Raw genomic sequence first — 22,731 nt, 5'->3', positions numbered from 1 at the left:
TGCTGACGCAAGGATGCGCGGAGGCGACTCGCCTCCGCGCATCCTCACCAGGACTGTGGGTCAGGCGTACCGGACCCTGCCGCTGCCGGAGGCAAATGCGATGTCGCCGTCTTCGTTGTTCGTCGACTTATAGTTGAAGAACATGATGGTGTTCGTCGGAACGCCCGACCAGCAGTAGGAACGTGCCACGCCGTCAGTGGGGACGGTGACCGTGCCACCCTTGGAAAGCTTGACCTGGAATTTGTGCCAGGACGCCTCAGGTGAATCCCACGTGACTTCGATGTCCTTGCAGATCTTCGTTTTCGTGGACTTGAAGTCACGGCCGGGCCAGTCGTGAACTCCATCGAAGGTGAAGTTGTACGGCACCGTCGCCGCAGCGAGAGCGGTCACTCCCGTCGTGGTCGTCGGGCCGTCCTGCGTGTAGTGGTCGATCGGCCCCACAAGCTCGGGCATCTCCCCGAGAACCGTCATGGTCACGTTCGGCGGCAGCGACTCCCATACTGCGGCATTGTTCGCCGCGATCTCGGCGGCGCTCACCGCCGCTTCCGTTACCTCGCCAGCTGCTTCGCTCTCAGGAGCTGCTTGAGCCGGAACGGCGAAAAGCAGCAGTCCTACGGTCACGGCAGCGGTAGATCTGACGGACCGCCACATCAACGAGTATGACACTCTGTAACCCTCCCCATGGGTTTGCGTGATGTGGCTCGATCTTGTCAAGGCGCGATCGAATACCTCAAGAGCGAAACCTGTCGATTTGACGTGCGCTTTTTCACGGTCTTCAGGGCGCCGTGTCGGGCAGTCATGTGGTATCGCCGGATGGTATGGCAACAGCACTCCTGGCCGACTGGGACGTCTACGCGAGATCTCCGTCACTCAAACTTTGATGCAGTTCTAAAGGCGTTGAAGATTGCGAACATGGAATCCGCCGCCGATCACGGTGCGTTCAAACGCTGATTCGGCATATTCCTAACTCGTGTAACGGCCGTCCCGCTGACGTCACTCTTTATCCGGCCGGCGTCGTGAAAATGCAAGCATGTTGCCACGCTTTTTCTGAAATCGCGATTCTTTCTAGGCGGAATGGTTTCTCCTCGCCGGTGGCGAGTAGAGAAACGCCGAGTGCACCGGCCGGGGATGGCCACATGCGGGCCTCCCCGGCCGGGTAAGGGGCTAAGCGATGGCGAAGGTCAGTGTGAAGCGCCTCAGTGCCGACCCCGCAGCCGCGGCGGCCCGAGCCGGGCTACGGCTCCGTCGTGATAAGCGGCGCTTACCGGACGGGCCATCGGTGCGGACATAGCAGAATCCGCAGGGCGAACGCGGCCTGCTGCCAAACCACGCCGTTGCCGAGCACGCGCAGTGCCCCGGTGCGCGGTAGGTCCAGGTCGGTGACCCAGCCCTGGCGGAGGCCCATCATCCACTCGACGAACGGTGGGTCCAGGACGGGCCGTCCGTGCCGGCCGGGCTGGGTGGGATCGGGCACGGCCCGACCGAGCAGTACCTCCCAACGGGCGACCGCCTGCGCGTAGCCGCCCCAGCGTGCCTGGTCGAGGCGGCCCAGCGGCCCGACAGCATCGGCCGGCCCGCAGCCGGGACAGTCCGGCCAGCGGTAGGTACCGGTCGCTGAGGGCACCTGCGCGGCTGCCGAGGGCAGGGTGAGGTCGCCGTGGCTTCCTCTCTGTCCCGGGCATCCTTTCGTCCCGTCGCTGGCCTTCGGGGTCGGCAGCAGCACCGCTGACAGCGGAGGCCGGAATCCGGCTCCGGGGCGCCTGCCTTCGGTGCCGGTGTCGCTGGCCCGTGGTGTCGGCAGCAGCCGTGCCGCGTCGGTCAGTGTGCAGCCGATATGCCCGGTAAGGGGTTTGCTGCGCCCGGCGGTGGCGTTGGCCGAGCTGCGGCTGTCGGCCACCGTCGGGGTCGGCAGCAGCCGGCTGAGCTGGTGCAGGCCGGGCCGGCGGGACGCGCCCGCCGACATCGACTTGTTCGATCCGTACGCGGCGGCCGTGGGGGTGGGCAGCAGCCCGTTCCACGGCGCGTCCGGTTCCAACAGGGTGGGCAGGCTGCTGGTCTGGTGCCCGCGTCCGCGGCCGTCACGGGCGCACGGTGTCGGCAGGGTCGGCGGCCCGCCGCCTGCCGCGGTGTGCTGGAACAGCCAGCAGGAACAACCGGTCTCGGCGGTGCGGGGCGCCGATGTCGGATGCGCGTACGCAAACCCAGCGCGCGTCGTACCCGATCTGGGCCAGGTCACCGACGACGACGTCGAGTCCGCGGCTGCGGAGGGCGGCCACGTTCTCCACGAGGACGATCGCCGGTTGTAGCGCGCGAACGGCTTGGGCGACGACGCTCCAGAGGCTGGAGTTCTTCCCGGTGATCCCGGCCCGGCGGCCCGCGTTGCTGATGTCCTGGCAGGGGAAACCGGCGGTGAGGACGTCGACCGGCTCGACCGTCGTCCAGTCGACGTGCCGGATGTCGCCGTGGTTGACGACGCCCGGCCACCGCTGCCGGAGGACGGTTTGGGCGTGCCGGTCGGTTTCGGCGTACCACGCGAGCCGGCCGCCGAGGACAGCCTCGACGGCGAGGTCGAGGCCGCCGTAGCCGGTGCAGAGCGAGCCGATCCGGAGGTCCGGCGCTGGGAACTGCTCATTGTTCACGCCACCTCCTGCACGCCGGCGGCCACGGCGGGCGCCGGTTCGCTGTGCGGGCAGGTCCACGGGCCGCAGCCGGGCCGCTGCGGCTGCGGGTCTTCCATGCGGGGCCGCAGCGTCACCTCGGCGAGGGGAATCCGCTGGGCGTGCAGGTAGAACTGGCCGCGCAGCGGGTGGCCGTCCGCGTTGGCCCGCGCCGATCCGGACCGGATCGCCGCGTCGAACGCGACAGCGTCCTGCCACGTTCGCGGGTCCTGCTTGATACGTGCCCATTCGTCATCGGTGTGGAAGGGACAGCCGACACAGGCGCTCCTCGGTGTCGAGGCCCACCCGCTGTCGGCTAGAAACCGCAGACAGTCCTCCCGCCGCCATTTCAGGTCGAGCAACGGGAAGACGTTGCGCATGTAGCCGACGTCGGAGTCACGGGCCCGGCCGATCTCGTCAAGACTGATCCCGATCGACATCTCCGCGACGGTGCCGGCCGGGATCCGGGTCCGGCCGGGAAAACCGAGCCAGTGGCGTACCTCCTTCTTGATCGGCCGGATCTTGTACTCCGAGGTGCACTGCCGGCGGGCCATGCCGCGCTCGCCGTCCGGGCCCAGCGTGAACAGCGGCATGCTGGCGAACCGGTGGGACGGGTCGAGGGCGTCGGCGCGGATGTCGCCGGCCGACACCCGCCGGATCGGGATACCGGCCTGCGCCGCTACCCCTTCGAGCCGGTCCGGATGGGCGACGACCTCCGGCGGTTCCCAGCCGGTGTCGGCGAAGATGGCCGCGTCGAACGGGGCGATCTTCCCGGCAGCCGCGAGCAGCAGCAGGGTGGTCGACTGCACTCCGGCTCCGAGCGACAGGAACCGGTACGCGGGCGCGGTCATCGGCCCACCCCCGGCCCAGCCGCATGACGACCACCTTCGCTGGATGTGTCAGGTTTGCCGAGAATGATCACGTCCTCGTGGGCGATGAGGTGCATGGGCACCCCGCTCGCGCGGGCCTTGCGGACCTGCGCAAGCTGGAAGAACGACGGCCGGGCAACGAACTGGTCATCGCGGACCGCAGCGAGCAGCGCGATGCACCGTTCCAGTGGCACCAGGCCGGCGTCGACGCCAGCGGCGATGACCGCTGACGGCAGGTCGACCAGCTCGCCCTTCTTGCGCCACGGCCGGGCGGTGATGACCGCCACCCCGCCGGGGCGCAGCAGCTGCTCGACCCCGCGCAGGATGTCGGTGAACCCGGCGGCGAGCCCGGCCAGCCCACCCGACCGGTAGGCGAGATTGCCCTTGTCGTCGCCGTACGCGGCGTCGGTCTTGGTGACCCCGCCCTCGCCGGGGGTGACCAGTCCGTGCACGGCCGGCCCGTACGGCGGACTGGTGATCACGAGCGCGACCTGGCCCTGCAACGCGGTCGGCAGCAGGTAGGTCATCCGGGTGGCGTCACCGCGGATGACCGAGCCACGGCCGGTCGCGCCCTGGCGCAGCGCGTGGGCGATGTTGGCGTCGGCGATGTTGGACCAGCGCGGCTCGTACTCCACACCGATGCCGTCGCGGCCGGCGTGGATCGCCTCGACGATCGTGGTGCCGATCCCGGCCATCGGGTCGAACACCAGATCACCGGGCTGGGTGTAGGAGTGGATGGCGTGCGCGGCGATCGCCGGCAACATCCGCGCGGGATGTTTGACCGACTCCGGCACGTACCGGCCGCGGCGCTGGACCGGGCCGGTCTGCTGCGCGGTCACCCACACCGACATCTGCTCGTCGCGGATCGGGTGCCGGCCCTCGCCGTCCGGGCCGACCTGTGTGGCGTCCGGTCCGGCGCGGTGCCGGCCGGTGTATCCGGCGTCCGCCGGCTGCGGCGGGGTGGGCTCAGGCACGAGCACCACCGGTGGTGGGGCAGGCGAGGAAGACCAGCAGGTCGCTGTTGACCCGCAGGTGCAGGTACCAGTGCTGGCCGCCGGCAGTCGCGGTGTCGGCCAGGTCGAGCAGGTCGTCGCCGGTGGCGTAGTAGGTGAACCGGTCGCCGTCGGTGGTCGCGGTGACCGCGACTATGTGCTGCAGGTAGCCGAGACCGGCTCCGGCGGCGGCGCCGACCACCCCGGTGAAGTCCTCCGGGACCGGGGTGACCTGGTCGCCGGCGCCGACGACCAGGACCAGGCAGCCGCCGGGGCGCAGCAGCCGGCCACAGCCGGTCAGCAGCCCGGCGAGCCGGGCCTGGTTGCTCACCTGCTCGGTGTGCAGCGGCCAGTTCGCCACGACCAGGCTGGTGCGGCCTTCCGGCGGGCCGTCTCCGGCGGCTGGGGCGGAGGTGCTGGTGTACGGGGGCAGCGGGTCGGTGAGGTCGTCACCGAACCAGCCGTCGAGGCCGTCCGGCTCGTCGCCGTCCGCAGCGTCGTCCGGCACCGTGACCGGGTCCGCGGTGGTGCCGGCCGGTTCGGTGGCCTCGGCGACGGTGACCGCGGTCTCGGCGAAGACGGCCGCGTGGTGGTGGCGTCCGCCCTTGGCGCAGGCGGCGGTGAGGGCGTGGCCGTCGGTGAGGTCGACGACCGCCTCGCCGGCCTGGCTGTAGGCGGACACGATCCGCGCGGCCAGCCGGGCACCGATGACACCGGGGGTGTCGTCGGTGGTGCGGGCGGTCCGCCAGACGGTGATCGGGACCGGCGGGGTGCCGCCGGTCAGGTCGGGCGACCCCAGAGGGGAGTCGTCGTGGGTGGTGCCGCTGGTGGCGGCGGGCTTCGGCGTGAAGTGCGTACCCATGGTGGTGTCGCTCCGCGCCGCGCCGTGATGCGCTGACGTCTCCCTAATCCGCTCTGGTCAGCGAATCCGAACAGCCGACCGCGCTGTCCACCTCTGTCCGCCGTGGGAACGAAATCCGCCTGGGTCCGGCATACCTATCGGTGGGACGCGCTGCCGGGCGCCGACTCGCGGTGGACAGATGGCCATGGCCAGCAGGCTGGGCTGCACGGACAGAGCGTGGACAGAAGAGCCGGGACACCGGCGAGCCAGAACGCCCCCGGGAAGTGTCCTGGCCGTGGCACGGGGTGGTGCCGCGATGGCCAGCCGTTGACGCCGCCCGATGGACAGGGCGCTGTCCATCGGGCGCGGGCCAGCCGGGACAGCGCGGACACCGTTCTGTCCCGGGCGGGCGTGGCCGCAGCGCCCGGCGTCGGCACACCAAGGGACAGCGCCCCGCCTTACTGCTGGACACGACCTGGCATCGGGGCCGGACTGTCCAGCGGACAGGCGCCGGTGGACAGGATGTGGCCAGTGGCCACCGGGTGACGGTTGTCGTCCGGGCAGGGTGTGGACAGAACCGCTGGACAACAGCCATGACTCGGTGGACAGGGGCTGTGAGCTGCAGGGCAAGGGTTTGGACAGCCGGGTGTGACGTACTGGCCGCCGCGATCACGCCGCCGGCATCTGCCGCGGCCATCCGCGGTCGCGTCCACCCCCTCTTCCTTCCTCTGGGAGCTGTCATGGCCACCGCCAACCTGACCACCCTGTCCACCGCTCCGGCGTCGCACCTGCAGGCCGCCGAGTGGGGCTTCGCCGCCCTGTCCGCCGCGCCGGCCTGCCTGGCCATGGACTGTGCCGCCCTGTCCGCCGCCGCCGCCGGCCACGACCTCGGCCTGCCGTCCGGGACGGTGTCGTTGTCCGTGCTGCGGGACTGGCTGATGGCCAACCCCGGCAAGGAAGCCGCCCGCGACGCGGTGTGGCGCGAGCTTGTCCTGCGGGCCCGCCTCGACGGTGGCCAGTGGCGGCTGGCCGCAGTCGGCATGGCCTTGCCCGGCCTGCGCCGGCACGCTCGTGTCCTGTCCGCCGGATACCGTGGGGATGCCGCGGACATGGACGCCGAGGTCCTGACCGGGTTCCTGACCGGCCTCGACGGCAAGGTCGATCTGGCCAAGCCAGCGCCGTTCGCCGCGCTGCTCGGCGGCGCGTTCAAAGCCGGCCACCGGCTGCGCGCCCAGGCCGACCCGGCCGAGCCGGTCGAGGACATCGACGCGGTGGCCGCCGGCCCGCGCGTACCGCGCCGCCCGTACGGACACCCCGACCTGCTCGTACACCGCGCCGCCCAGCTGCGGATCATCAACCCCGACGACGAGGAACCGTTCATCACCGTCCGGCTGGCCGGCAAGGCGATCGAGCCGGTCGCCGCCCGGCTGGGTATCACCGTCGACTGTCTGCGCCGCCGCCTCGACCGCGCCGGGGAACGCCTCGCTGTCGCGCTCGCGAAAGGGCGCCTGACCGGCACCCCGATGCCCGAGGCGGACACCGAGCTCGCCGCCAAGAAGCGTCACCCCGCCCTGGCCGCGTTGACGCACCGGCTCGCCCCACCGATGCCGGTCGCCGTCTAACACTCCCTCTTCTCCATCCGGACTGTCCGGGCCCCGACGCTGTCCAGCGCCGGGGCCCTTTTCCATGTGCCCACCACGGACGAGTCATCGTGGCCGGGCGGCCCCGGGCGGACAGCGCTCTGGGACAGCAGGGGACAGAACCGGGGCTGTTCGGCAGAGCTGTCCCGCCGGGATTAGCGAGATGCGGAACAACGACCGGCCACCGAGCCGGCGGGTTCCGCGTCCGCCGCCGGGCACCTCGCGTCCCGGCGTGCAGGTCACGGGCCGTCTCGGGTGCCGCGCCGTCGGTGCGCTGACACCTCATCGAACGATTCGCCTACCACCCGACAAGGGAGGACACGTTCCTCCCGAGCAGGCCGTGACCTGACAAGCCCTGGGTTCTGCTGCCCGGCGGCGGTCTTCTCCCACCCGTTCTGGTTCGCCCCGCGCCTCGCCCGCTTTCACCCCGGTGAGGGCGCGGGGCGGGAGGTGACCCGCTTCTTGTCCGGTACCCCCCACTCTGCCTTTTTCCGGCGCCGTCATGTCCGCATCGCGCTGCGCCTGACCCTCTCCGCGGCCGCCGTGACGGCCACCCTGCTTGCCCTGCCGACGGCGGCGTCCGCCGACCCCGGCGTGATCGTTCTCGCGGCCAACGACCTGCCCACCGTGGTGGCCAATCTGCGCCGGTGGCTGATGGGCATCCTGGCCGCCGTCGCCACCCTGTTCGCGGTGCTGGCCGGGGTGTACTGGGCCACCGCCGGCGGCGATCCCAGCCAGGTCGAGAAGGCCAAGTCCGCCCTGCGTAATGCCCTGGTGGGCTACGGCCTGGCCGTCCTGGCGCCGGTCCTGCTCACCGTGGTCCGCGGCATCGTCGGCGGCTGACCCGGCCATGGAATTCGTCATGGACGGCATCGTCGGCTGGCTCCTGGAGTTCCTCCTCGACGCCTTCACCACGGTCCTGCAGTTCATCCAGGCCGGGCTGCTACGGACCCCGGACGTCACCGCGCTGCCGCAGGTCATCGCGTTGAACAGCCGGTCGGTGGTCGTGGTGGACACCGTGTTCGTGCTGGTGTTCACCGCCGCGGCCGCGATCACGGTGACCGCCGGCGGCAACGAACGCGCCCGCTACGAGGTCAAGGACCTGCTGCCCCGCGCGGTCGTCGGGTTCATCGCCGCGCACTTCTCGCCCCTGGTCATCTCGCAGGCGATCACGGTGACCAACGCCTTCATCGGCGCGTTCAGCGTCGACGACCTCGACCGTTCCGGTGCCCTTCCGGCCATCCGCCGCATCGTCGACGTGGCCGGCTCGGACCCGGCATCACCGCTGCTGGTGGCCCTGTTGGTCGGCGTCGTCGCCGTCCTGCTGGCCACCACCGCCTTCGGGCTGCTGACCCGCATCGCCATCCTGCTGGTCCTCGCCGCGATCGCACCGGTGGCCCTGGCCCTGCACGCCCTCCCGCAAACCGACCCCCTCGCCCGGACCTGGTGGCGGGCTCTCGGCGGCTGTCTCATCACGCCCCTGCTGCAGGCGTTCTGCCTGCAAGCCGGCGCGTGGCTGCTGATGGCCCCCGAGGCGATGCTGCCGATGTTCAACGGCCTTGCCGGCGCCGCGATGGCGCTGGCCAACCTCCTGGTGGTGATTATGGTGCTCTATCTGACCGTCAAGGTTCCCGGACTGGTCAAGAAATACGTGATGAGCTCCGCATCGCAGAACACTGTGCTCGGCGTGGTGCTGCGCTCCGCCGCCGTGAAGCAGGCCGCCCGCGCCGTCGGCGTCCCCGTTCCGGGAGTCGGCCGGTGAACTCGACGCGTGACCCCGAAGCGGTGGCCCGGCGGCGGATGCCCGCGGACGTGGACGCCCCCGACAAGGTGATCTACGGGCTGACGTTTCGGCAGCTCGCGATCCTTGCCGTCGCCGCCGTGGCGTTTTACGGCATTTATCAGGGCCTGCATCGCCTGGTACCAATCGAGGTACTCGTCGGCGCCGGGGTCGTCCTGGCCGGATTGGCGTTCGGGCTCGCGGTCGGGCGCCGTGACGGGCTCCCCTTGGACGTGTGGCTGCTGCACGCGGTCCGCCACACCCGGGCACCGTCCGCATTGTCGGCCACCGACGTCGCCGCCGCGACCGCGCCCGGCTGGGTCGAACAACCCCCCGTCAAGCGGCGCACACCGCTGCCGGCGCCGCTGCGGCTGCCGGCCGCCGCGATCGCCGACGACGGGCAGATCACCCTGGCCGGCACGCACGCGGCCGTGGTCGCGGCCACCACCGTCAACCTGCAACTGCGCACCGGCGACGAACAGGCCGCGCTGATCGACGGGTTCGGCCGATGGCTCAACAGCCTCAACGCGCCCACCCAGATCGTGGTGTCCGCCCAGCCGGTCGACCTGGCCTCCCACGCGGCGGTGCTGGCCGACGCCACCCACCGGCAGCCGCATCCCGCCCTCGCCGCGGCGTGCGCCGACCACGCCGCGTTCCTGGCCGACCTCGCCGTGCGCCGTGACCCCCTGCGTCGGCAGGTCCTCGTGGTCACCGCCAGCACCGGCGCCGAACCCGGCACCGCCGCCCGCCGCCGCGCCGAGGACACCGTCCGGCAACTGTCCGGCCTCGGCGTGACCGGCCGCGCTCTCGACGGCCCGGACCTCACCGCCGCCCTTGCCGCCGCGGCCGACCCCTACCGGCCGCCGCGTCCCGGCGGCATCGCCGCCCCGCACACCGTGATCACCGGCCCCCAGCCGGGCCGACACAGGAGACACCCATGACTCCCACCCGCACCGCCACCGCCGACAGCGGGGTGGCTGCCACGATCGCCCCGTCCTCGGTCGAGGACACCCCCCGCCACCTGCGCGTCGGCGACGGCTACGCGGCCACCCTCGTCGTCACCGGCTATCCCGCGGAGGTCGGCGCCGGCTGGCTCGAACCGCTGCTGTCCTGGCCGGGCCGCCTCGATCTGTCCCTGCACATCGATCCGCTGCCCGCTCCGCTCGCCGCCGCCCGGCTGCGCAAGCAACGGGCCCGCCTGGAATCGTCGCGGCGGGCGAGCACCGTCAACGGCAAGTTGCCTGATCCGTACACCGACGCCGCTGCCGAGGACGCCGCCGACCTCGCCGAACGTCTCGCCCGCGGCGACAGCAAGCTGTTCAAGGTCGCGATCTACGCCACCGTGCACGCCCGCACCGAACTCGAACTCATCGAGGCGTGTGCGCAGGTCAAGGCTGCTGCCGCGTCCGTTCTCCTGGACGTGCAGCCGGCCACGTGGCGGCATCTGGCCGGCTGGACGTCGACCCTGCCCCTCGGGCACGACGGCCTGGACATGCGCCGCACCATGGACACCCACGCCCTCGCCGCGAGCTTCCCGTTCGCCGGACCGGACCTGCCCGCTCCGCTGCCCGGCGACCCGCCCCAGACCGGCGGCATCCTGTACGGCATCAACCCCGGCTCCAACGGCATCGTCTGGTGGAACCGCTTCGCTCAGGACAACTACAACAGCGTGGTGCTCGCCCGCAGCGGCGCCGGCAAGAGCTACTTGGTCAAGCTGGAAGCGCTGCGGCACCTCTACCAGGGCGTCCAGGTCGCGATCATCGACCCGGAAGACGAGTACCTGCGGCTGGCCGGCGCGGTCAACGGCACCGTCGTCCGGCTCGGCGCCCCCGGCGTCAAGGTCAACCCGTTCGAGCTGCCAGCCGCTGACACCCGCCCCGGCGCCCTGACCCGACGCGGACTGTTCCTGCACACCTTCATCGCGGTGCTGCTCGGCCACACCCCGCCCCCGGCGGAGAAAGCGGCGCTGGACCGCGCCATCCTCGCCGTCTATCGCGCCGCCGGGATCACCGCCGACCCGGCCACCCACCGGCGTCCCGCCCCGCTGCTGAAAGACCTGGCCGCCACGCTGTCCGCCGACACCGACCCGGCCGCCGGCCAGCTCGCCGCCCGCCTCGCCCCGTGGGTGCACGGCAGCTACTCGCAGCTGTTCGACGGCCCTACCACCACCCGCCCCGACGGGCACCTCGTCGTCTGGAGTCTGCGCCGCCTGCCCGACGAACTCCGCACGATCGGCACCCTGGTCGCCCTGGACACGATCTGGCGGCAGGTCGACACCCCACCCGCCAGTGGGCCCGCGCCGCAGCGTCTCGTCATTGTCGATGAAGCCTGGTTGCTGCTACGCGACGGCGAAGGCGCGAAGTTCCTGTTCCGGCTGTCCAAGGCCGGCCGCAAACGCAACACCGGGCTGACCGTGGCCACCCAGGACGCCGCCGACGTGCTGTCCACCGACCTGGGCCAGGCCGTCGTCGCCAACGCCGCCACCCAGATCCTGCTGCGGCAGGCACCGCAGGCCATCGACGCCGTCGGCGACGCGTTCGGCCTGACCGCCGGGGAACGACGGATGCTGCTGACCGCCCGCCGCGGACAGGGCCTGCTGATCTCCGGCACCAACCGGACCGCCGTCGAGGTCATCGCTTCCCCGGCCGAGGACGCCCTCGCGTCGACCTCCCCGGGATTCGAGGTCGACGACCTCGACGACGACGCCTGACAAGTTCACCTTCTTTCTGTCCGCCGACGGCGGCGTTCCCACCGCGAGGCAACACCGCGGTGGGAACGCCGCCGTTTTCTGTCTCTCGCGAAGGTCACCGTGTTCCTTCTCGCCGTTCCCGCACCGATCACGCCACCGCCGGAGCCGCCCGGTGTCGTCTGGCTGTCCGACGCCGTCCAGCTGGTGGTGCACCGGCCGTGGCTGCTCGCCGTCGTCGCCGCCATCGCCGCCGCCGGGCTCGTGGCCTACGTGGCCGGGCGCAACGTGCTCGCCGACATCCGCCACAGCCACCACGCCCACCGCGCCCGGCAGATCACCATCGCCGTCCCGCCCCAGGTCCCACCGGCCGGCGCGGCAGCCCTGTGGGCCAATCTGCACGGCCTGTTCCGGCCGGCTGGCCGCCGCCGGTGGCTCTACGGCGCACCGCACCTGGCCTGGCAGTACGCCTGGACCGGCCGGCACCTACAGATCAGCGTCTGGGTGCCCGGCACCGTCGCCGACGGCGCCGTCGAAGCCGCCATCCGCGCCGCTTGGCCCGGCACCGCCACCACCACCGCACCGGCCACCGACCCGATCCCCGACCAGGTGGCCTCCGCCGCCGGGGGACAACTGTTGATCACCCAGCCCGAGTGGCTGCCGATCAACACCGACCACGCCGCCGACCCGCTGCGCGCGCTGATGGCCGCCGGTGCCCAGCTCAAACACGACGAGTACGCGGTCGTGCAGGTCCTCACCCGGCCCGCTGCCCCGGCCCGGATCCGCCGCGCCCGCCGCGCCGCTCGCAGCCTGCGCACCGGCGGTAGTACACCAGCTTTCCACCCGGGCGCGCTAATCAGCGAGATCCTGTCGGTGTTCCTGCCCGGCCAGGGCCACCGGTCTCCCACGGGCCGGAGCCCGGCGGTGCAGGATCCGGGTACGGCCCGTGACGTGCGGCTGGTGCTCGACAAGACCAGCCAGCCGCTGTGGCAGACCGGCATCCGCTACGCGGTCGCTAAGACCGGCGGCCGGGGCAGCGCCCCCGCCGAAGGCCGGGTCCGCAACATCGCCGACGCGATCAGCTCCTCCTACGCCGTCCACGCCGGCCGCAACACCCTCGCCCGCCACCAGCGCCTGCCCCGCCCCGTCCCGGTCCTCGCCGCGCGGCGGCTCGGCGCCGGATTCCTCACCAACACCACCGAGCTGTCGGTCTTGGCCGCGCTGCCGCAGGATCTGGCCGTCCCCGGCCTCGACCGCGCGCGGGCCAAGTCCATGCCGGTGCCGGTCGGCGTGCCGTCCGGCGGCCGGGGCACCACGGTGCTTGGCGACGCCGAGATCGGCGGCCACGCGGTGGCGCTGTCGGTCGCCGACGCCCGCTTCCACACCCACATGGTCGGACAAACCGGCTCCGGCAAGACCACCCTGCTCGCCAACATGATCATCGACGACATCAACGCCGGCCGCGGCACCGTCGTCCTCGACCCGCACGGCGACCTCGTCCTCGACGTCCTGGACCGGATCCCCGCCAGCAAGGCCGACCGCATCGTGCTGTTCGACCCCGACCAGCCCAACCCTCCGGTCCTCAACCCCCTGGAAGGTGACGACCACGACCTGGTCGTCGACAACCTCGTCTCCATCTTCGGATCGATCTTCTCCAAGGCCTGGGGGCCGCGGATGGACGACGTGATGCGGGTGTCCTGCCTGACCTTGCTCCGGCACCCGAACGTCACGCTCCAGCACATCCCACCGCTGTTGAACAGCGCACAGTTCCGGTCGGAGATGATCGTCGACCTCGACGACCCGGACGGCCTGGCCGGCTTCTGGCAGTGGTACGACTCGATGGGAGACAGCGTCCGCGCCCAGGTCATCGGGCCCGTCCTCGCCCGCCTGCGTGCCTTTCTCCTCAGAGACTTCGTGCGGCGCACGATGCGGTACCCGAAGTCCACCTTCGACATGGGCAAGGTCCTCGACGGCGGCGTCCTGCTCGTGCGCATCCCGAAAGGCGTACTCGGCGAGGACACCTCCCGGCTGCTCGGCTCCCTGATCCTGGCCCGGGTCTGGCAGGCCGCCGCCGCCCGCGCCACCATCCCCGCCGACCAGCGCAAAGACTGCTCGGTCTACCTCGACGAGTGCCAGAACTTCCTCACCCTGGCCAGCAGCCTGGACACGATGCTCGCCGAAGCCCGCAAATACCGGATGCGCATGACCCTCGCGCATCAGGACCTGGCCCAGTTCCCCCGCGAGCTCCTCGCAGCGACCAGCGCCAACGCCAGAAACAAGATCTACTTCTCGGTGGCGCCCGAGGACGCCCGGGTACTGGCCCGGCACACGCTGCCGGAACTCGACGAGCACGATCTGGCACACCTGGACGCCTACACCGCCGCCGGTCGGCTCGTCGCGGGTGGCCGGCAGACCGCCGCGTTCACGATGAAGACCCGGCCACCGCGGGCGCTCGTCGGCGAGGCCGACGAGATCCGCCGACGGCTCGCCGAGCGCACCCCCGTGCAGGACAGCTCCGTGGTCGACCAGGTCGTCCGCAACCTCTCCACGCCACCGGCCAAGGCGAGCGGGGACCGGCCGGAACGAGGCCGGCAACGCCGCCCCAAGGGCACCAAACCCTGACTGTCCGTGCCAGAAAGACGAGGGCGTTGGGGCGGTGGTTGACCTCGGCGTTCAGCCCGGCGTCGCCCCGTCCTTCGACGAACGCCCTGCGGGTTCATGGCCTGCGCCATCGTGGCCGCACACGGCCGATCAACGGCGCCAGCCGGGCGGCCTGCTCTCGAAGACTCCCTCCCTCACGGAGGGTTCCCTTCCTCACCCCTTGGAGTGTGCTCACCCGTGCCCCCCAACCCCGCCACCGATCCCCTCGCCGCCGTCCGCAGACTCACCGACCGCGACCGGCTCCTGCTGTCCTGGCTCGCCGAGCACTACGTCCTGACCACCGACCAGATCACCGACGCCCTGTTCACCACCCGCCGCGCCGCTCAGAAACGGCTGATCCAGCTGTACCGCATCGGCGCGGTCTCCCGGTTCGCGTTCGCCCGCACCGACACCGAGACCGGCTCCTACCGCTACACCCTCGGCCCGCTCGGCGCCCTGCTACACCCGAGCGCCTACACCGACCCCGACAACCCCGCAGCGAAAGCGCCCAAGACCCACGTCGAGCGGCGCACCCGCATCATCCGCAGCCCACGACTGGCGCACCTGACCGGCGTGAACCAGTTCTTCATCGACCTGCACGCGTCCGCGAAACGCCCCGACGGCAACAGCGAACTGCTGCGCTGGTGGTCCGAGCAGCACGCCACCACCGTCTTCCGGTCGGCCACCAGCCAGATCCGGCCCGACGGGCACGGCATCTGGCGCACCGGCGACACCACCGTCGGATTCTTCCTCGAGTACGACACCGGCAGCGAGGACCTGTCGAGGGTGGTCAAGAAACTCGGCCAGTACGAACGGCTCGCCGCCGACCGCGACGTCCGCTACCCGCTGCTGCTCTGGCTGCCCGACCGTCGCCGCGAAGCCCACCTGCTGCGCCTGTTCGCCGGCGTCCGGCTCCCGCTCCCGGTCGCCACCGCCGTGCACTCCCGTGACCCGGCCGGCCCGGTCTGGGCCCTGCCCGGCGACCCCGGCCCCCGGCTGCGCCTGCACGAACTGCCCGGCTCGGCATCCTCCGTCGACCTTGGCCCTCCCGGCGACAGCGGCAGCTGACCCAGACCCGGTCGAGTACCCGCCAGGACGGCCGGTGGACAGAACCACCTTTCTGTCCACCGGCCCGGCACCGCTGCCCGTTCCTCCCCGCCTCGCGCTATACCCGCAGGTCAACACCAGTCCCGCGGGTTCCATCACGCGGGCGGGGTGGATAGAGCAGCGCCGTACCGTTTCGGCTTCAACAGCACCTCACATATCGCACCACCCGGTCGGTCCCACCACGGAACCGCTCGCCGCGCCTCCGGCAACCCTGCATCGCCCACCCGCCTTCCGGCCGGTCGGCAGCAGGAACAGCCCCCAGCGGCGACCCTCCGACGGTCGCACCCACCACCCGCCCCCCAACCCGCTGGCACTGCCGCCCCGCACCACGCGGGCCGGTCCTTGTCGCGCGCCTTCCGGCGCATCACACCCCTGAAGGAGTTCCGTATGGCCAACGCTTCTGGCACCCCGCTGACCCGCTTCGGCAGCCGCGTGCCCCACCCCACAGCCCACGGCGGCCGATCGAGCACCTCGACCGGTAACCGGTCGGCGAAGCCGGCTCCCACCACGCAGGCCACGGTCGCACCGACGATCCGCACCATGGTCGTCTGCGTACCCGACACCCTGCCCAGTGAGGCCATCGCCTCCGGACAGCTCGGCGAGCACCTGAAAGTCCGGGGCACTCTGCTGCCCCGGTTCTGGACCACCGCTGGGCTCCTGCAGCGCATCAAGCTGTTCGGGTTCCGGGCCGGCAAGCCCGCCTACTGCGCCGGTGGCCCAGTCCGGTTGCTCAACCTCGATGGCATGCGCCAAGCGGCGGGATTCGCCGCCGGCGTGCGCCACCAGCTGTGGCAGCAGGCCATCCACGGCACCCGCCCCGCGCACAGCTGGCCGGTATACCTGCGGCGGCACCTGAGCGAACCGGACCGCTACCCCCGCCAGCAAGCCGAAGACGACTTCCGGCGACAGCCCCGGGTCCTCGCCGTCGAACTCCACAACATCAACCGCCCGCCGGCCGAGGCGTTCGACCTCGCCGAGCTGGACATGTACCAGGCCGGGCCCGCCGCCTACCAGCACTACAGCGCAGCGGCGGCGGTCACCGGCGACGCGGTCCTTACCCGCGACGGCAACCTGCTGGCCCCGGCCAGCGACACCGCCCCCGACCGCGTCACCTTCCTCAACCAGGCCAGCCATTACCTACACGGCGTCACACCCCAGCAACGGCTGCTCGCCCTGTCCCTGTAGAAACCCGCCGCCCGCAGGGCTGGGTGCCTTCCCGGCGCTCGGCCCTCGGGCCTCACCCCGTCGCCCCACCGGTAACCGGCACCTGATCAGAGAAAAGACACCGTGACCGACATCGCCGCCGCGCTGCTCACTGCCGGCCTGCCCGCCGACGATGTCGCCGCGCTGGCTGACGCCCTACGCCGGGCCCACGAAGTCAACGACGAGGACGTGCGAGGCCACGAAGGCGACGAACTGTGGGAGACCGCTCACGGCACCCCGGCGCGCGCCCGTGAACACCACGAGGCCGCAGCCTTCCTGCGAGGTCAGGCCGATCAGTGGCGGCGCCTGCTCCGCGCGCTGGAACCAGCGAAAGGCCACCGGCAGATGCTCGTTCTACCGCTTTGAGTCACCCCACCACCGCCGGAGGACGGCATCGCTAAGAGGACGACCTCCGGGAAGTCGTTGTCACGCGGACAGAGGTGATCCGCCGGGCGCCCCGGGCCAGGGGCGGGAGACATCCCGCCTCGGCCGGCGCAACGGCCTCCCTTTCCCTCTTCGTCAACAGCCATGAATGTCCCCCGGTGCTGACACATGACTTGCGGACCCCACCCTGAACAGCCACCGCCGACGCAAACCCCTCGAAAGGACACCAAAACCACATGGGTGCAACGACCTTCACCAATTACCACGACGGTGCCGATGCCGACACCGCCTTCAACGCCGCATGCCGCGACGCCCGGTACGAATACGGCCACGGCGGCTACACCGGCACGCTCGCCGAAAAGTACAGCTACGTGATAGTCACCCAGACGCTGATGACCTACGACGAGGCGTGCGACCACGCCAACCACCTGCTCGACACCAATGATCACCGCATCGACGACAAGTGGGGACCGGCCGGAGCCATCCCGGTCAAGACCGATCACCGGACCGTCGCCGTCGACGACATTCCCGCTTCCGTCATCGGCACCCTCATCCCCTATGACCTGGAGCGGATCACCCGCATCGCCCGGACCCGCGACCTGATCACCGACGGCGAGACGGTGGCCAGCGGCTGGGTGGAAAACCGATACCAGCCGAACAACAGGTTCCCGGTCCAGGTCGCCCACCTCACGGTCACCAGGAACGCAGCCGAACTGGCCGCGCAGACGAAACCCGACGGCTGGCTCTTCTTCGGCTGGGCCAGCAGCTGACCCTGCTCTCACGGCGACCTGCTGTAACCCCACAGCGCTGCTGAACCGGCCGGTTCCCTGAACACACTGCCGCGCACCCCGAGGTGACCGGACCCTCGAAGCCCTTCAGGGGACATCCGCCGCTGGCACCGCGTGCGGAGCCGATCAAGACCGCCGGTCTCACTGGCCGCCACCGGATCAGCTGCCGCCACTCTCCTTTCCTAAACCTGGCCGTTGCCCGGCCTGAGCGCGCATCCGCGCACCTCCGGGCACGGCCGATCAGCCGTGCCCGGATTCCTATCTCTCCGATCTGGAGGAATCCGCATGAATAAGTCTCCGGCCACCCCCTACCGAGGGCGCCTCGCCATCGCCGACAGCGACGACCGGCTCGCCCTGGCCGGGCTGACCGCCCTCACCGCCTACGGCAACCCCACCGTGCGGACCCTGGTCCGGCAGCACGGCGCGGTCGACACCTACCGGCGACTCACCGCCGACGAGCAGGCCCACGTCCCCGGCCGGGTCGACCGGGTACGCCACGCCCTCTCCGCCCTGCACCGCGGCCTGCAGCGCCTGGTCATTCCCGGCGACCCGGACTGGCCGGCCAACCTGGACGCGGTCCCGCCCACCGGTTTCCGGCAGCCACCGCTAGCGCTGTGGGTCCACGGCACAGCCCCGCTGGCCACCGCCTTGCAGCGCAGCGTCGCCGTCGTGGGTTCGAAGGCCGCGACCAGCTACGGCAACCATGTGGCCACCGAGATCGCCTCCGGCTGCACCGCCGGAGGATGGACGGTCGTCGCCAGCGGCGGGTTCGGCTGCGACGCCGCTGCGCACCGCGCTGCGCTCGCCCAGGACGCGGTGACCGTGGCGGTCCTCGGCGGCGGCCTCGACCGGCCCCACCCCGCCGGCCACAACGCCCTCTTCGACCGGATCACCGAGAAGGGCGTGCTGGTCAGCCCGTACCCGCCGGACACGCATCCCACTCGCGCTCGGCATATCGCACGGATGGCGCTGATCGGTCTACTGACCAGCGGAAGCGTGCTGGTCGAGGCTGCCCAGGACAGCAATGCCTTGGTCACGCTGAAAACCTCGGCGGGGCTCGGCAGGCCGGTGATGGCCGTGCCAGGCCCGGTCACCTCGGCCCTCTCGTCCGGCCCTCACCAGCTGCTGCGCCGACCCCTCTACCGGCTGGTCACCAGCGCCGCCGACGTACTCGCCCACCTGACCAAGCCGCTCTGATACCGCAGACCGGCCGCCGGCCGTGACATCTCCGGCGCGGCAGTGCCGTGATCAGCGCAGCCGGTCTGCGGTGACTTGACTCCACCGCCCGGCGAAGCGTCCATGGCATGCCGCCGGACAGACCAGGCCGGGCAGGCCGGCAGGCGCTGAATCTCAGGGCTGAAACGGCGCTCACCAGCCAATCCGGCTTCCCGGCTGCCGTCCTTCCGGCGGCAGCTCCACGACTCCGCCGGAAGCAACCGGCGGCGAAGGAAAGAGAAAAATACGTATGTCCGACACGATGAGTGCCCTGCACCGGGTGCTGACCGCTCTGGCGATCCTCGGTGAAGCCACCCCCTCCGCCATCGCCGGCAAGGCAGGGCTGGGCTACTCCACCGTTCCCCCGAAACTGCGCCAGCTGGAAACCGACGAGCTGGCCGCCCGGACGACCGACAGCGCCGGCAAGGCTCTGTGGACGTTGACGCCCAAAGGGGTGCTGGCCGCCGCGGTGACTCCGGACGCCGGAACCGCCGAACTGCTGACCCCCGACGGCGCCTTGCCCGGCGAGACCCCGGCCAAGGTCGACACCGAGGCGAAGGCCGTCACCGGAATTGCCGATGAGGGCGACAACGCCACCTCCGCGCTGGCTGACGTCGGCCAGATGCCGCAGGAGCAGCCGACGACTACCGAAGCCGCCACCGGACGGTCGGAGGCATCGCCGGAAACCGGCCCCACCGCCGAAGCCGTCATCGCGGCAGCGGCTGAGCTCCAGCCGGAGCCGGAGGACACCCCAGCTGACTCCACCAGCGACGACGCTCCCGAGGACGTCACCGAGACGCCGCACCGTGACGCGGCCGGTACGACCGAGACACCGCATCCGGACGACGAGGACTCCACGGCAACGGCGGATGGGCCATCGCTCCACGAGGGCCCCGTCTCCACCAGCGACACGGCCCCCGGCCTCGCCACCGAAGACCCGGGCGACGCCGGTGAGGCCGCAGAAGGGCCGAGCGCTGACAGCTCATCCGGTGAGCCGCTGGCAGTGGCCGACGCACCGTCCGAACCAGTCGAGCAGGCTGCCGTCACGCCGTCGGCGGATGCCGAGGATGCCGCCGGGGGAGAGGAGAAGCCGCGACGGCCTGCGGGGCAGCTGCGTGCGGAAGTCCTGCAGATCCTGACGGACAACCCCGGCGAGACGTTCAAGGTCAGCCAGATGTGCAAGGCGATCACCGAGGCCAGCGAGGGGCCGAAAAAGCAGTTGAGCGGCTCGGTCGCCAACGCACTGGCGAAGCTGGCCAACGACGGCCAGGCCCGGATCATCGCCGAGAAACCGGCCACCTACCAGGCCATCTGACCCACCCCACACACCGATGAAGGGCCGGAGTGCCACGCCGACAAGCGTGCGCACCCCGGCCCTTCACCACACCTGCACGAAGGACAAACACCACTCATGACCATCGACTTGTACTTCGACCTGCCCGCTGTCCTGCGGCTGGCCGAACACGCCACCGCCGCCGACGACAACCTGCCGAGCCTCATCGAGGTCGCGGCCGGGCAGACCAGCGGCGCGCCGGCGCTGACCTGGGTCGCCGACTCGGGCACGTACCTGATGTCCAACGGCATCCCGGCGCTGCTGACCGATCCGCACGATCAGGCGAGCAATGTGGTCGTCTTCGCCGACGGCTGGGGGCCCGACAGCGACCGCCACGCACTCGGTGCCAGCGCCGTCGGGCACGACGACTTCGTCGAGCACCTCGCGCTGGACGACGGCCAGCTGCTCACCCTGCTGCAACGCGCCCACGCCTGCGACTTCCGATGGTTCGTGCTGAACGTCACCACCGACCAGATCACCTTTCGGGTCAGCCAGGACCAGCGCCGATGACCACCGGCCATCTCCGCCATCCCGCGATCCCTCAGCCGGCCCGCTCACGCGAGCCCGCAGCGCGGCATTTCCCACCCGCACCGCACTCATCGCAGAAAAGGACCGTTCGCGCGTGCTGCCCCACCACACCGTCGAGCGTCTCACCAAGAGGCTGCTCGCCATCGAAGCCGACGCCCACCGCCGCGGCTGGGACCGCCCACCGGTGCCGCTGGTCATCGTGAACCGTCGCGACACCACCTCCGCCAAGCCGTCGTTGCAGATCATCACCCTGCCACTGCAGACCCGCAGCGCTGCGGCCCGCGACCTGCCGCTGCCGGACCAGCTGCACCAGCTCGCCGCAGCCCTGCACAGCCGCGCCGGCCACGACCGGTCCACCGGCAGCCAGGTCCTGCTGTGCGCAGTGCTCTACCACGATCTGCACGCCACTCTCGACGAACTGTGCCCCAGCCGCCGGCTGGACGCCCTCGACGCCGACGGCCGCCGGTACGAGATCGTGCGACGGCAGAACCGGCCCTACCCCACCGTCCACCGCATCCCCGTCTTCGCCAACGGCCCGGTCCCCGCCACCCACGGCGGCCTCACCGACCTCCTCGCCGCGGCCGGACGGATCCTCACCGCCGGGAGCACTTCGTGACCCATCCGAACGGCCCGCGATCTGATCATCCGGCGAGTAGCTCAGCGCCCGCCGCCGGTACTCCGGTGCGGCCCGATGTAGTGCCGTCGGCCGAGCTGGAACTGGAGGAGTTCCGGCGGTCACTGCGCCACCGGCTCCGGGCGATGACCGTTGACGGCCGACTGGCCATCGACGTGGCCAACCAGCTGCTGATCGCGATTGTCGAACCGCCGTTGCGCAGACAGTGGACGGTCGACGTGACCATGACATTCCGCTGCGATGTCACCGCCGGGCAGGCCCATGACGCCGCCGAGGCCGCCGAGACGATGGTCGCGAACGCGATCGACGACGCCGGCCCCCTAGCGCTGGAACTGCTCTGGGAGAGCCGTACCTCCAGCGACCCCATCCCAGGCGACCTCGATCGCAACAACCCCTGACCACGAAGGAACCGCACTCTGTCATGACCTCACGCAGCAACTTCCTAGTGGCCGTGCTCGTCCCGGCTACCGCCACCACCGCCACCATCAACGCTCATCTGGCCGGGCCGATGAGAGTGTTCATGCCGGGCGTCATCGACCGCTACCGGCTCGGCGGCGGGTACACCGGAGCCTGGGATCCCGACTACGACCCGCGCACGGACCCCACCAACTGGCGGCCCTGCACCGGCTGCGCAGCAACCGGCATGATCGACGGCCAGCCGTGCCCCACCTGCCGCCAAACCCCACCGCAACCACACCGGCCCGGCATGACCCTGGCCGGCCCACAGGACTGGACCGCACACCCGGGAGACATCGTTACCCTCACTCGGCTGCTCGACACCAGCTGGCGATATCCGCAGCTACCCGCCGATACCGCTAGCCCATCGCACCGGTTCAGCGTCCCCGACGCGTACGCCGACGCCTACGGGATGGCCTGGATCGGCGGCCCCGACACCGGCGAAACCCCTGGCGACCTCCAGAGACACTGGGACGCCCTGCTCGACGGCCACCGTCACTCCAGCGGCGAACGGTTCGACCCGCACCGGTGGGCAGTGGCGATCGTCGACGCCCACTGGAGACCCGAAGACGGCACGTCGACGATGCCGGTGACCGGCTCGGTAGTGCTGATCACCGATCCGCAATGGGCCGAGGACGACGCCGCACCCGACCAGCTGTACGTGGTGATCGATGACTTCCGGGCACCGTATTACCAGCTGTTACGCCTGGGCGAGGAAGGCGGTCCGCAGGTGCCGGGGTACGCCCTCACCGAAGTCGACCCCGCCCGCATCCGCCTGGACCCGGCACCGGACGGCACGCCGCCCTACCCACCGCAGCCCGCCACCACGGACAGCTGACCACCCGGCTGCCGGTCACGGCCGAGCAGCCCCTCCTGAACACCCGCCAGGCAGTCACGACCTCGGCATTCCCCTGATCCGCACCTTCTGTTCGGCCCCGTCACCGCCCCTCGCGGTGCGGGGCCTTTGTCATGTCATCG

22 protein-coding genes are annotated in these 22,731 nt (G+C 71.1%); 16 read left to right on the top strand and 6 right to left on the bottom strand.

Features of this window, described 5'->3' with window-relative positions; translation table 11 throughout:
* Positions 1-60 precede the first annotated feature (60 nt).
* The 6 genes from Aco03nite_RS49575 to Aco03nite_RS49550 all read right to left on the bottom strand — a co-directional run bounded on the left by Aco03nite_RS49575 (position 61) and on the right by Aco03nite_RS49550 (position 5,380).
* Positions 61-621: a hypothetical protein gene (locus tag Aco03nite_RS49575; protein ID WP_203809681.1), complete on the bottom strand. Its 561-nt coding sequence runs from the start codon at positions 619-621 to the stop codon at positions 61-63.
* A gap of 640 nt (positions 622-1,261) precedes the next feature.
* The gene (locus Aco03nite_RS49570) at positions 1,262-2,035 is read right to left on the bottom strand and encodes a hypothetical protein (RefSeq protein ID WP_239146083.1); all 774 of its coding nucleotides are present in this window, start codon (positions 2,033-2,035) and stop codon (positions 1,262-1,264) included.
* Positions 2,036-2,078: 43 nt separating this feature from the next.
* Positions 2,079-2,639 (bottom strand): DNA cytosine methyltransferase, encoded by a 561-nt coding sequence (locus tag Aco03nite_RS49565; RefSeq protein WP_203809679.1) that lies wholly within the window; start codon positions 2,637-2,639, stop codon positions 2,079-2,081.
* Entirely contained in the window at positions 2,636-3,508 is an 873-nt protein-coding gene (locus Aco03nite_RS49560; RefSeq protein WP_203809677.1) for an adenine nucleotide alpha hydrolase family protein, read from the bottom strand. The genes Aco03nite_RS49565 and Aco03nite_RS49560 overlap by 4 nt, the downstream gene beginning before the upstream one ends.
* On the bottom strand, positions 3,505-4,500 hold the full coding sequence (locus Aco03nite_RS49555) for a TRM11 family SAM-dependent methyltransferase (RefSeq protein ID WP_239146082.1): 996 nt from the start codon (positions 4,498-4,500) through the stop codon (positions 3,505-3,507). The genes Aco03nite_RS49560 and Aco03nite_RS49555 overlap by 4 nt, the downstream gene beginning before the upstream one ends.
* Entirely contained in the window at positions 4,493-5,380 is an 888-nt protein-coding gene (locus Aco03nite_RS49550; RefSeq protein ID WP_203809675.1) for a hypothetical protein, read from the bottom strand. Before Aco03nite_RS49550 ends, Aco03nite_RS49555 begins: the two co-directional genes overlap by 8 nt.
* Before the next feature lie 719 nt (positions 5,381-6,099).
* On the opposite strand from Aco03nite_RS49550, the gene Aco03nite_RS49545 reads away from it, so the two are divergent.
* The 16 genes from Aco03nite_RS49545 to Aco03nite_RS49470 all read left to right on the top strand — a co-directional run bounded on the left by Aco03nite_RS49545 (position 6,100) and on the right by Aco03nite_RS49470 (position 22,591).
* Positions 6,100-6,981 carry a hypothetical protein gene (locus Aco03nite_RS49545; RefSeq protein WP_203809673.1) on the top strand — a complete coding sequence of 294 codons (882 nt, stop codon included), beginning with the start codon at positions 6,100-6,102 and terminating at the stop codon, positions 6,979-6,981.
* A gap of 480 nt (positions 6,982-7,461) precedes the next feature.
* The gene (locus Aco03nite_RS49540) at positions 7,462-7,842 is read left to right on the top strand and encodes a pilin (protein WP_373872700.1); all 381 of its coding nucleotides are present in this window, start codon (positions 7,462-7,464) and stop codon (positions 7,840-7,842) included.
* A gap of 7 nt (positions 7,843-7,849) precedes the next feature.
* Positions 7,850-8,761 (top strand): TrbL/VirB6 family protein, encoded by a 912-nt coding sequence (locus Aco03nite_RS49535; protein ID WP_203809671.1) that lies wholly within the window; start codon positions 7,850-7,852, stop codon positions 8,759-8,761.
* A gap of 38 nt (positions 8,762-8,799) precedes the next feature.
* Positions 8,800-9,720 (top strand): PrgI family protein, encoded by a 921-nt coding sequence (locus Aco03nite_RS49530; RefSeq protein WP_203809735.1) that lies wholly within the window; start codon positions 8,800-8,802, stop codon positions 9,718-9,720.
* A complete protein-coding gene (locus Aco03nite_RS49525) occupies positions 9,717-11,489 on the top strand; it encodes a VirB4 family type IV secretion system protein (protein ID WP_203809669.1) in 1,773 nt (590 codons plus the stop codon). Before Aco03nite_RS49530 ends, Aco03nite_RS49525 begins: the two co-directional genes overlap by 4 nt.
* Positions 11,490-11,588: 99 nt before the next feature.
* Positions 11,589-14,087 carry a type IV secretory system conjugative DNA transfer family protein gene (locus Aco03nite_RS49520; RefSeq protein WP_373872699.1) on the top strand — a complete coding sequence of 833 codons (2,499 nt, stop codon included), beginning with the start codon at positions 11,589-11,591 and terminating at the stop codon, positions 14,085-14,087.
* Positions 14,088-14,303: 216 nt separating this feature from the next.
* The gene (locus Aco03nite_RS49515; protein WP_239146081.1) at positions 14,304-15,173 is read left to right on the top strand and encodes a replication-relaxation family protein; all 870 of its coding nucleotides are present in this window, start codon (positions 14,304-14,306) and stop codon (positions 15,171-15,173) included.
* Positions 15,174-15,599: 426 nt separating this feature from the next.
* Positions 15,600-16,397 carry a hypothetical protein gene (locus Aco03nite_RS49510; protein WP_239146080.1) on the top strand — a complete coding sequence of 266 codons (798 nt, stop codon included), beginning with the start codon at positions 15,600-15,602 and terminating at the stop codon, positions 16,395-16,397.
* A 102-nt stretch (positions 16,398-16,499) separates the two neighbouring features.
* Complete coding sequence (locus Aco03nite_RS49505) at positions 16,500-16,781, top strand: hypothetical protein (RefSeq protein ID WP_203809665.1); 282 nt, start codon at positions 16,500-16,502, stop codon at positions 16,779-16,781.
* 254 nt (positions 16,782-17,035) lie between these two features.
* Complete coding sequence (locus Aco03nite_RS49500) at positions 17,036-17,569, top strand: hypothetical protein (RefSeq protein ID WP_203809663.1); 534 nt, start codon at positions 17,036-17,038, stop codon at positions 17,567-17,569.
* Between the two features lie 303 nt (positions 17,570-17,872).
* On the top strand, positions 17,873-18,784 hold the full coding sequence (locus Aco03nite_RS49495) for a DNA-processing protein DprA (protein ID WP_203809661.1): 912 nt from the start codon (positions 17,873-17,875) through the stop codon (positions 18,782-18,784).
* 268 nt (positions 18,785-19,052) lie between these two features.
* A complete protein-coding gene (locus tag Aco03nite_RS49490; protein WP_203809659.1) occupies positions 19,053-20,117 on the top strand; it encodes a hypothetical protein in 1,065 nt (354 codons plus the stop codon).
* Positions 20,118-20,213: 96 nt separating this feature from the next.
* A complete protein-coding gene (locus tag Aco03nite_RS49485; protein ID WP_203809657.1) occupies positions 20,214-20,645 on the top strand; it encodes a DUF3085 domain-containing protein in 432 nt (143 codons plus the stop codon).
* A 112-nt stretch (positions 20,646-20,757) separates the two neighbouring features.
* Complete coding sequence (locus Aco03nite_RS49480) at positions 20,758-21,279, top strand: hypothetical protein (RefSeq protein WP_203809655.1); 522 nt, start codon at positions 20,758-20,760, stop codon at positions 21,277-21,279.
* A 65-nt stretch (positions 21,280-21,344) separates the two neighbouring features.
* Positions 21,345-21,695, top strand: a complete 351-nt coding sequence (locus Aco03nite_RS49475) for a hypothetical protein (RefSeq protein ID WP_203809653.1) — start codon at positions 21,345-21,347, stop codon at positions 21,693-21,695.
* Between the two features lie 23 nt (positions 21,696-21,718).
* A complete protein-coding gene (locus tag Aco03nite_RS49470) occupies positions 21,719-22,591 on the top strand; it encodes a hypothetical protein (RefSeq protein WP_203809651.1) in 873 nt (290 codons plus the stop codon).
* Positions 22,592-22,731: the final 140 nt, after the last annotated feature.

The organism is Actinoplanes couchii (assembly GCF_016862075.1).
In the GTDB taxonomy this organism is placed as follows: Bacteria; Actinomycetota; Actinomycetes; order Mycobacteriales; family Micromonosporaceae; genus Actinoplanes; species Actinoplanes couchii.
The sequence above is the reverse complement of the archived record's forward strand: the minus strand, read 5'-3'. Positions and strand labels throughout refer to the sequence as shown.

Coding starts and splice junctions, on each gene's coding strand:
- Aco03nite_RS49550 (WP_203809675.1), bottom strand. CDS start 5,380: ATGGGTACGCACTTCACGCCGAAGCCCGCCGCCACCAGCGGCACCACC.
- Aco03nite_RS49500 (WP_203809663.1), top strand. CDS start 17,036: ATGGGTGCAACGACCTTCACCAATTACCACGACGGTGCCGATGCCGAC.
- Aco03nite_RS49545 (WP_203809673.1), top strand. CDS start 6,100: ATGGCCACCGCCAACCTGACCACCCTGTCCACCGCTCCGGCGTCGCAC.
- Aco03nite_RS49510 (WP_239146080.1), top strand. CDS start 15,600: ATGGCCAACGCTTCTGGCACCCCGCTGACCCGCTTCGGCAGCCGCGTG.
- Aco03nite_RS49470 (WP_203809651.1), top strand. CDS start 21,719: ATGACCTCACGCAGCAACTTCCTAGTGGCCGTGCTCGTCCCGGCTACC.
- Aco03nite_RS49485 (WP_203809657.1), top strand. CDS start 20,214: ATGACCATCGACTTGTACTTCGACCTGCCCGCTGTCCTGCGGCTGGCC.
- Aco03nite_RS49525 (WP_203809669.1), top strand. CDS start 9,717: ATGACTCCCACCCGCACCGCCACCGCCGACAGCGGGGTGGCTGCCACG.
- Aco03nite_RS49495 (WP_203809661.1), top strand. CDS start 17,873: ATGAATAAGTCTCCGGCCACCCCCTACCGAGGGCGCCTCGCCATCGCC.
- Aco03nite_RS49560 (WP_203809677.1), bottom strand. CDS start 3,508: ATGACCGCGCCCGCGTACCGGTTCCTGTCGCTCGGAGCCGGAGTGCAG.
- Aco03nite_RS49530 (WP_203809735.1), top strand. CDS start 8,800: ATGCCCGCGGACGTGGACGCCCCCGACAAGGTGATCTACGGGCTGACG.
- Aco03nite_RS49535 (WP_203809671.1), top strand. CDS start 7,850: ATGGAATTCGTCATGGACGGCATCGTCGGCTGGCTCCTGGAGTTCCTC.
- Aco03nite_RS49490 (WP_203809659.1), top strand. CDS start 19,053: ATGTCCGACACGATGAGTGCCCTGCACCGGGTGCTGACCGCTCTGGCG.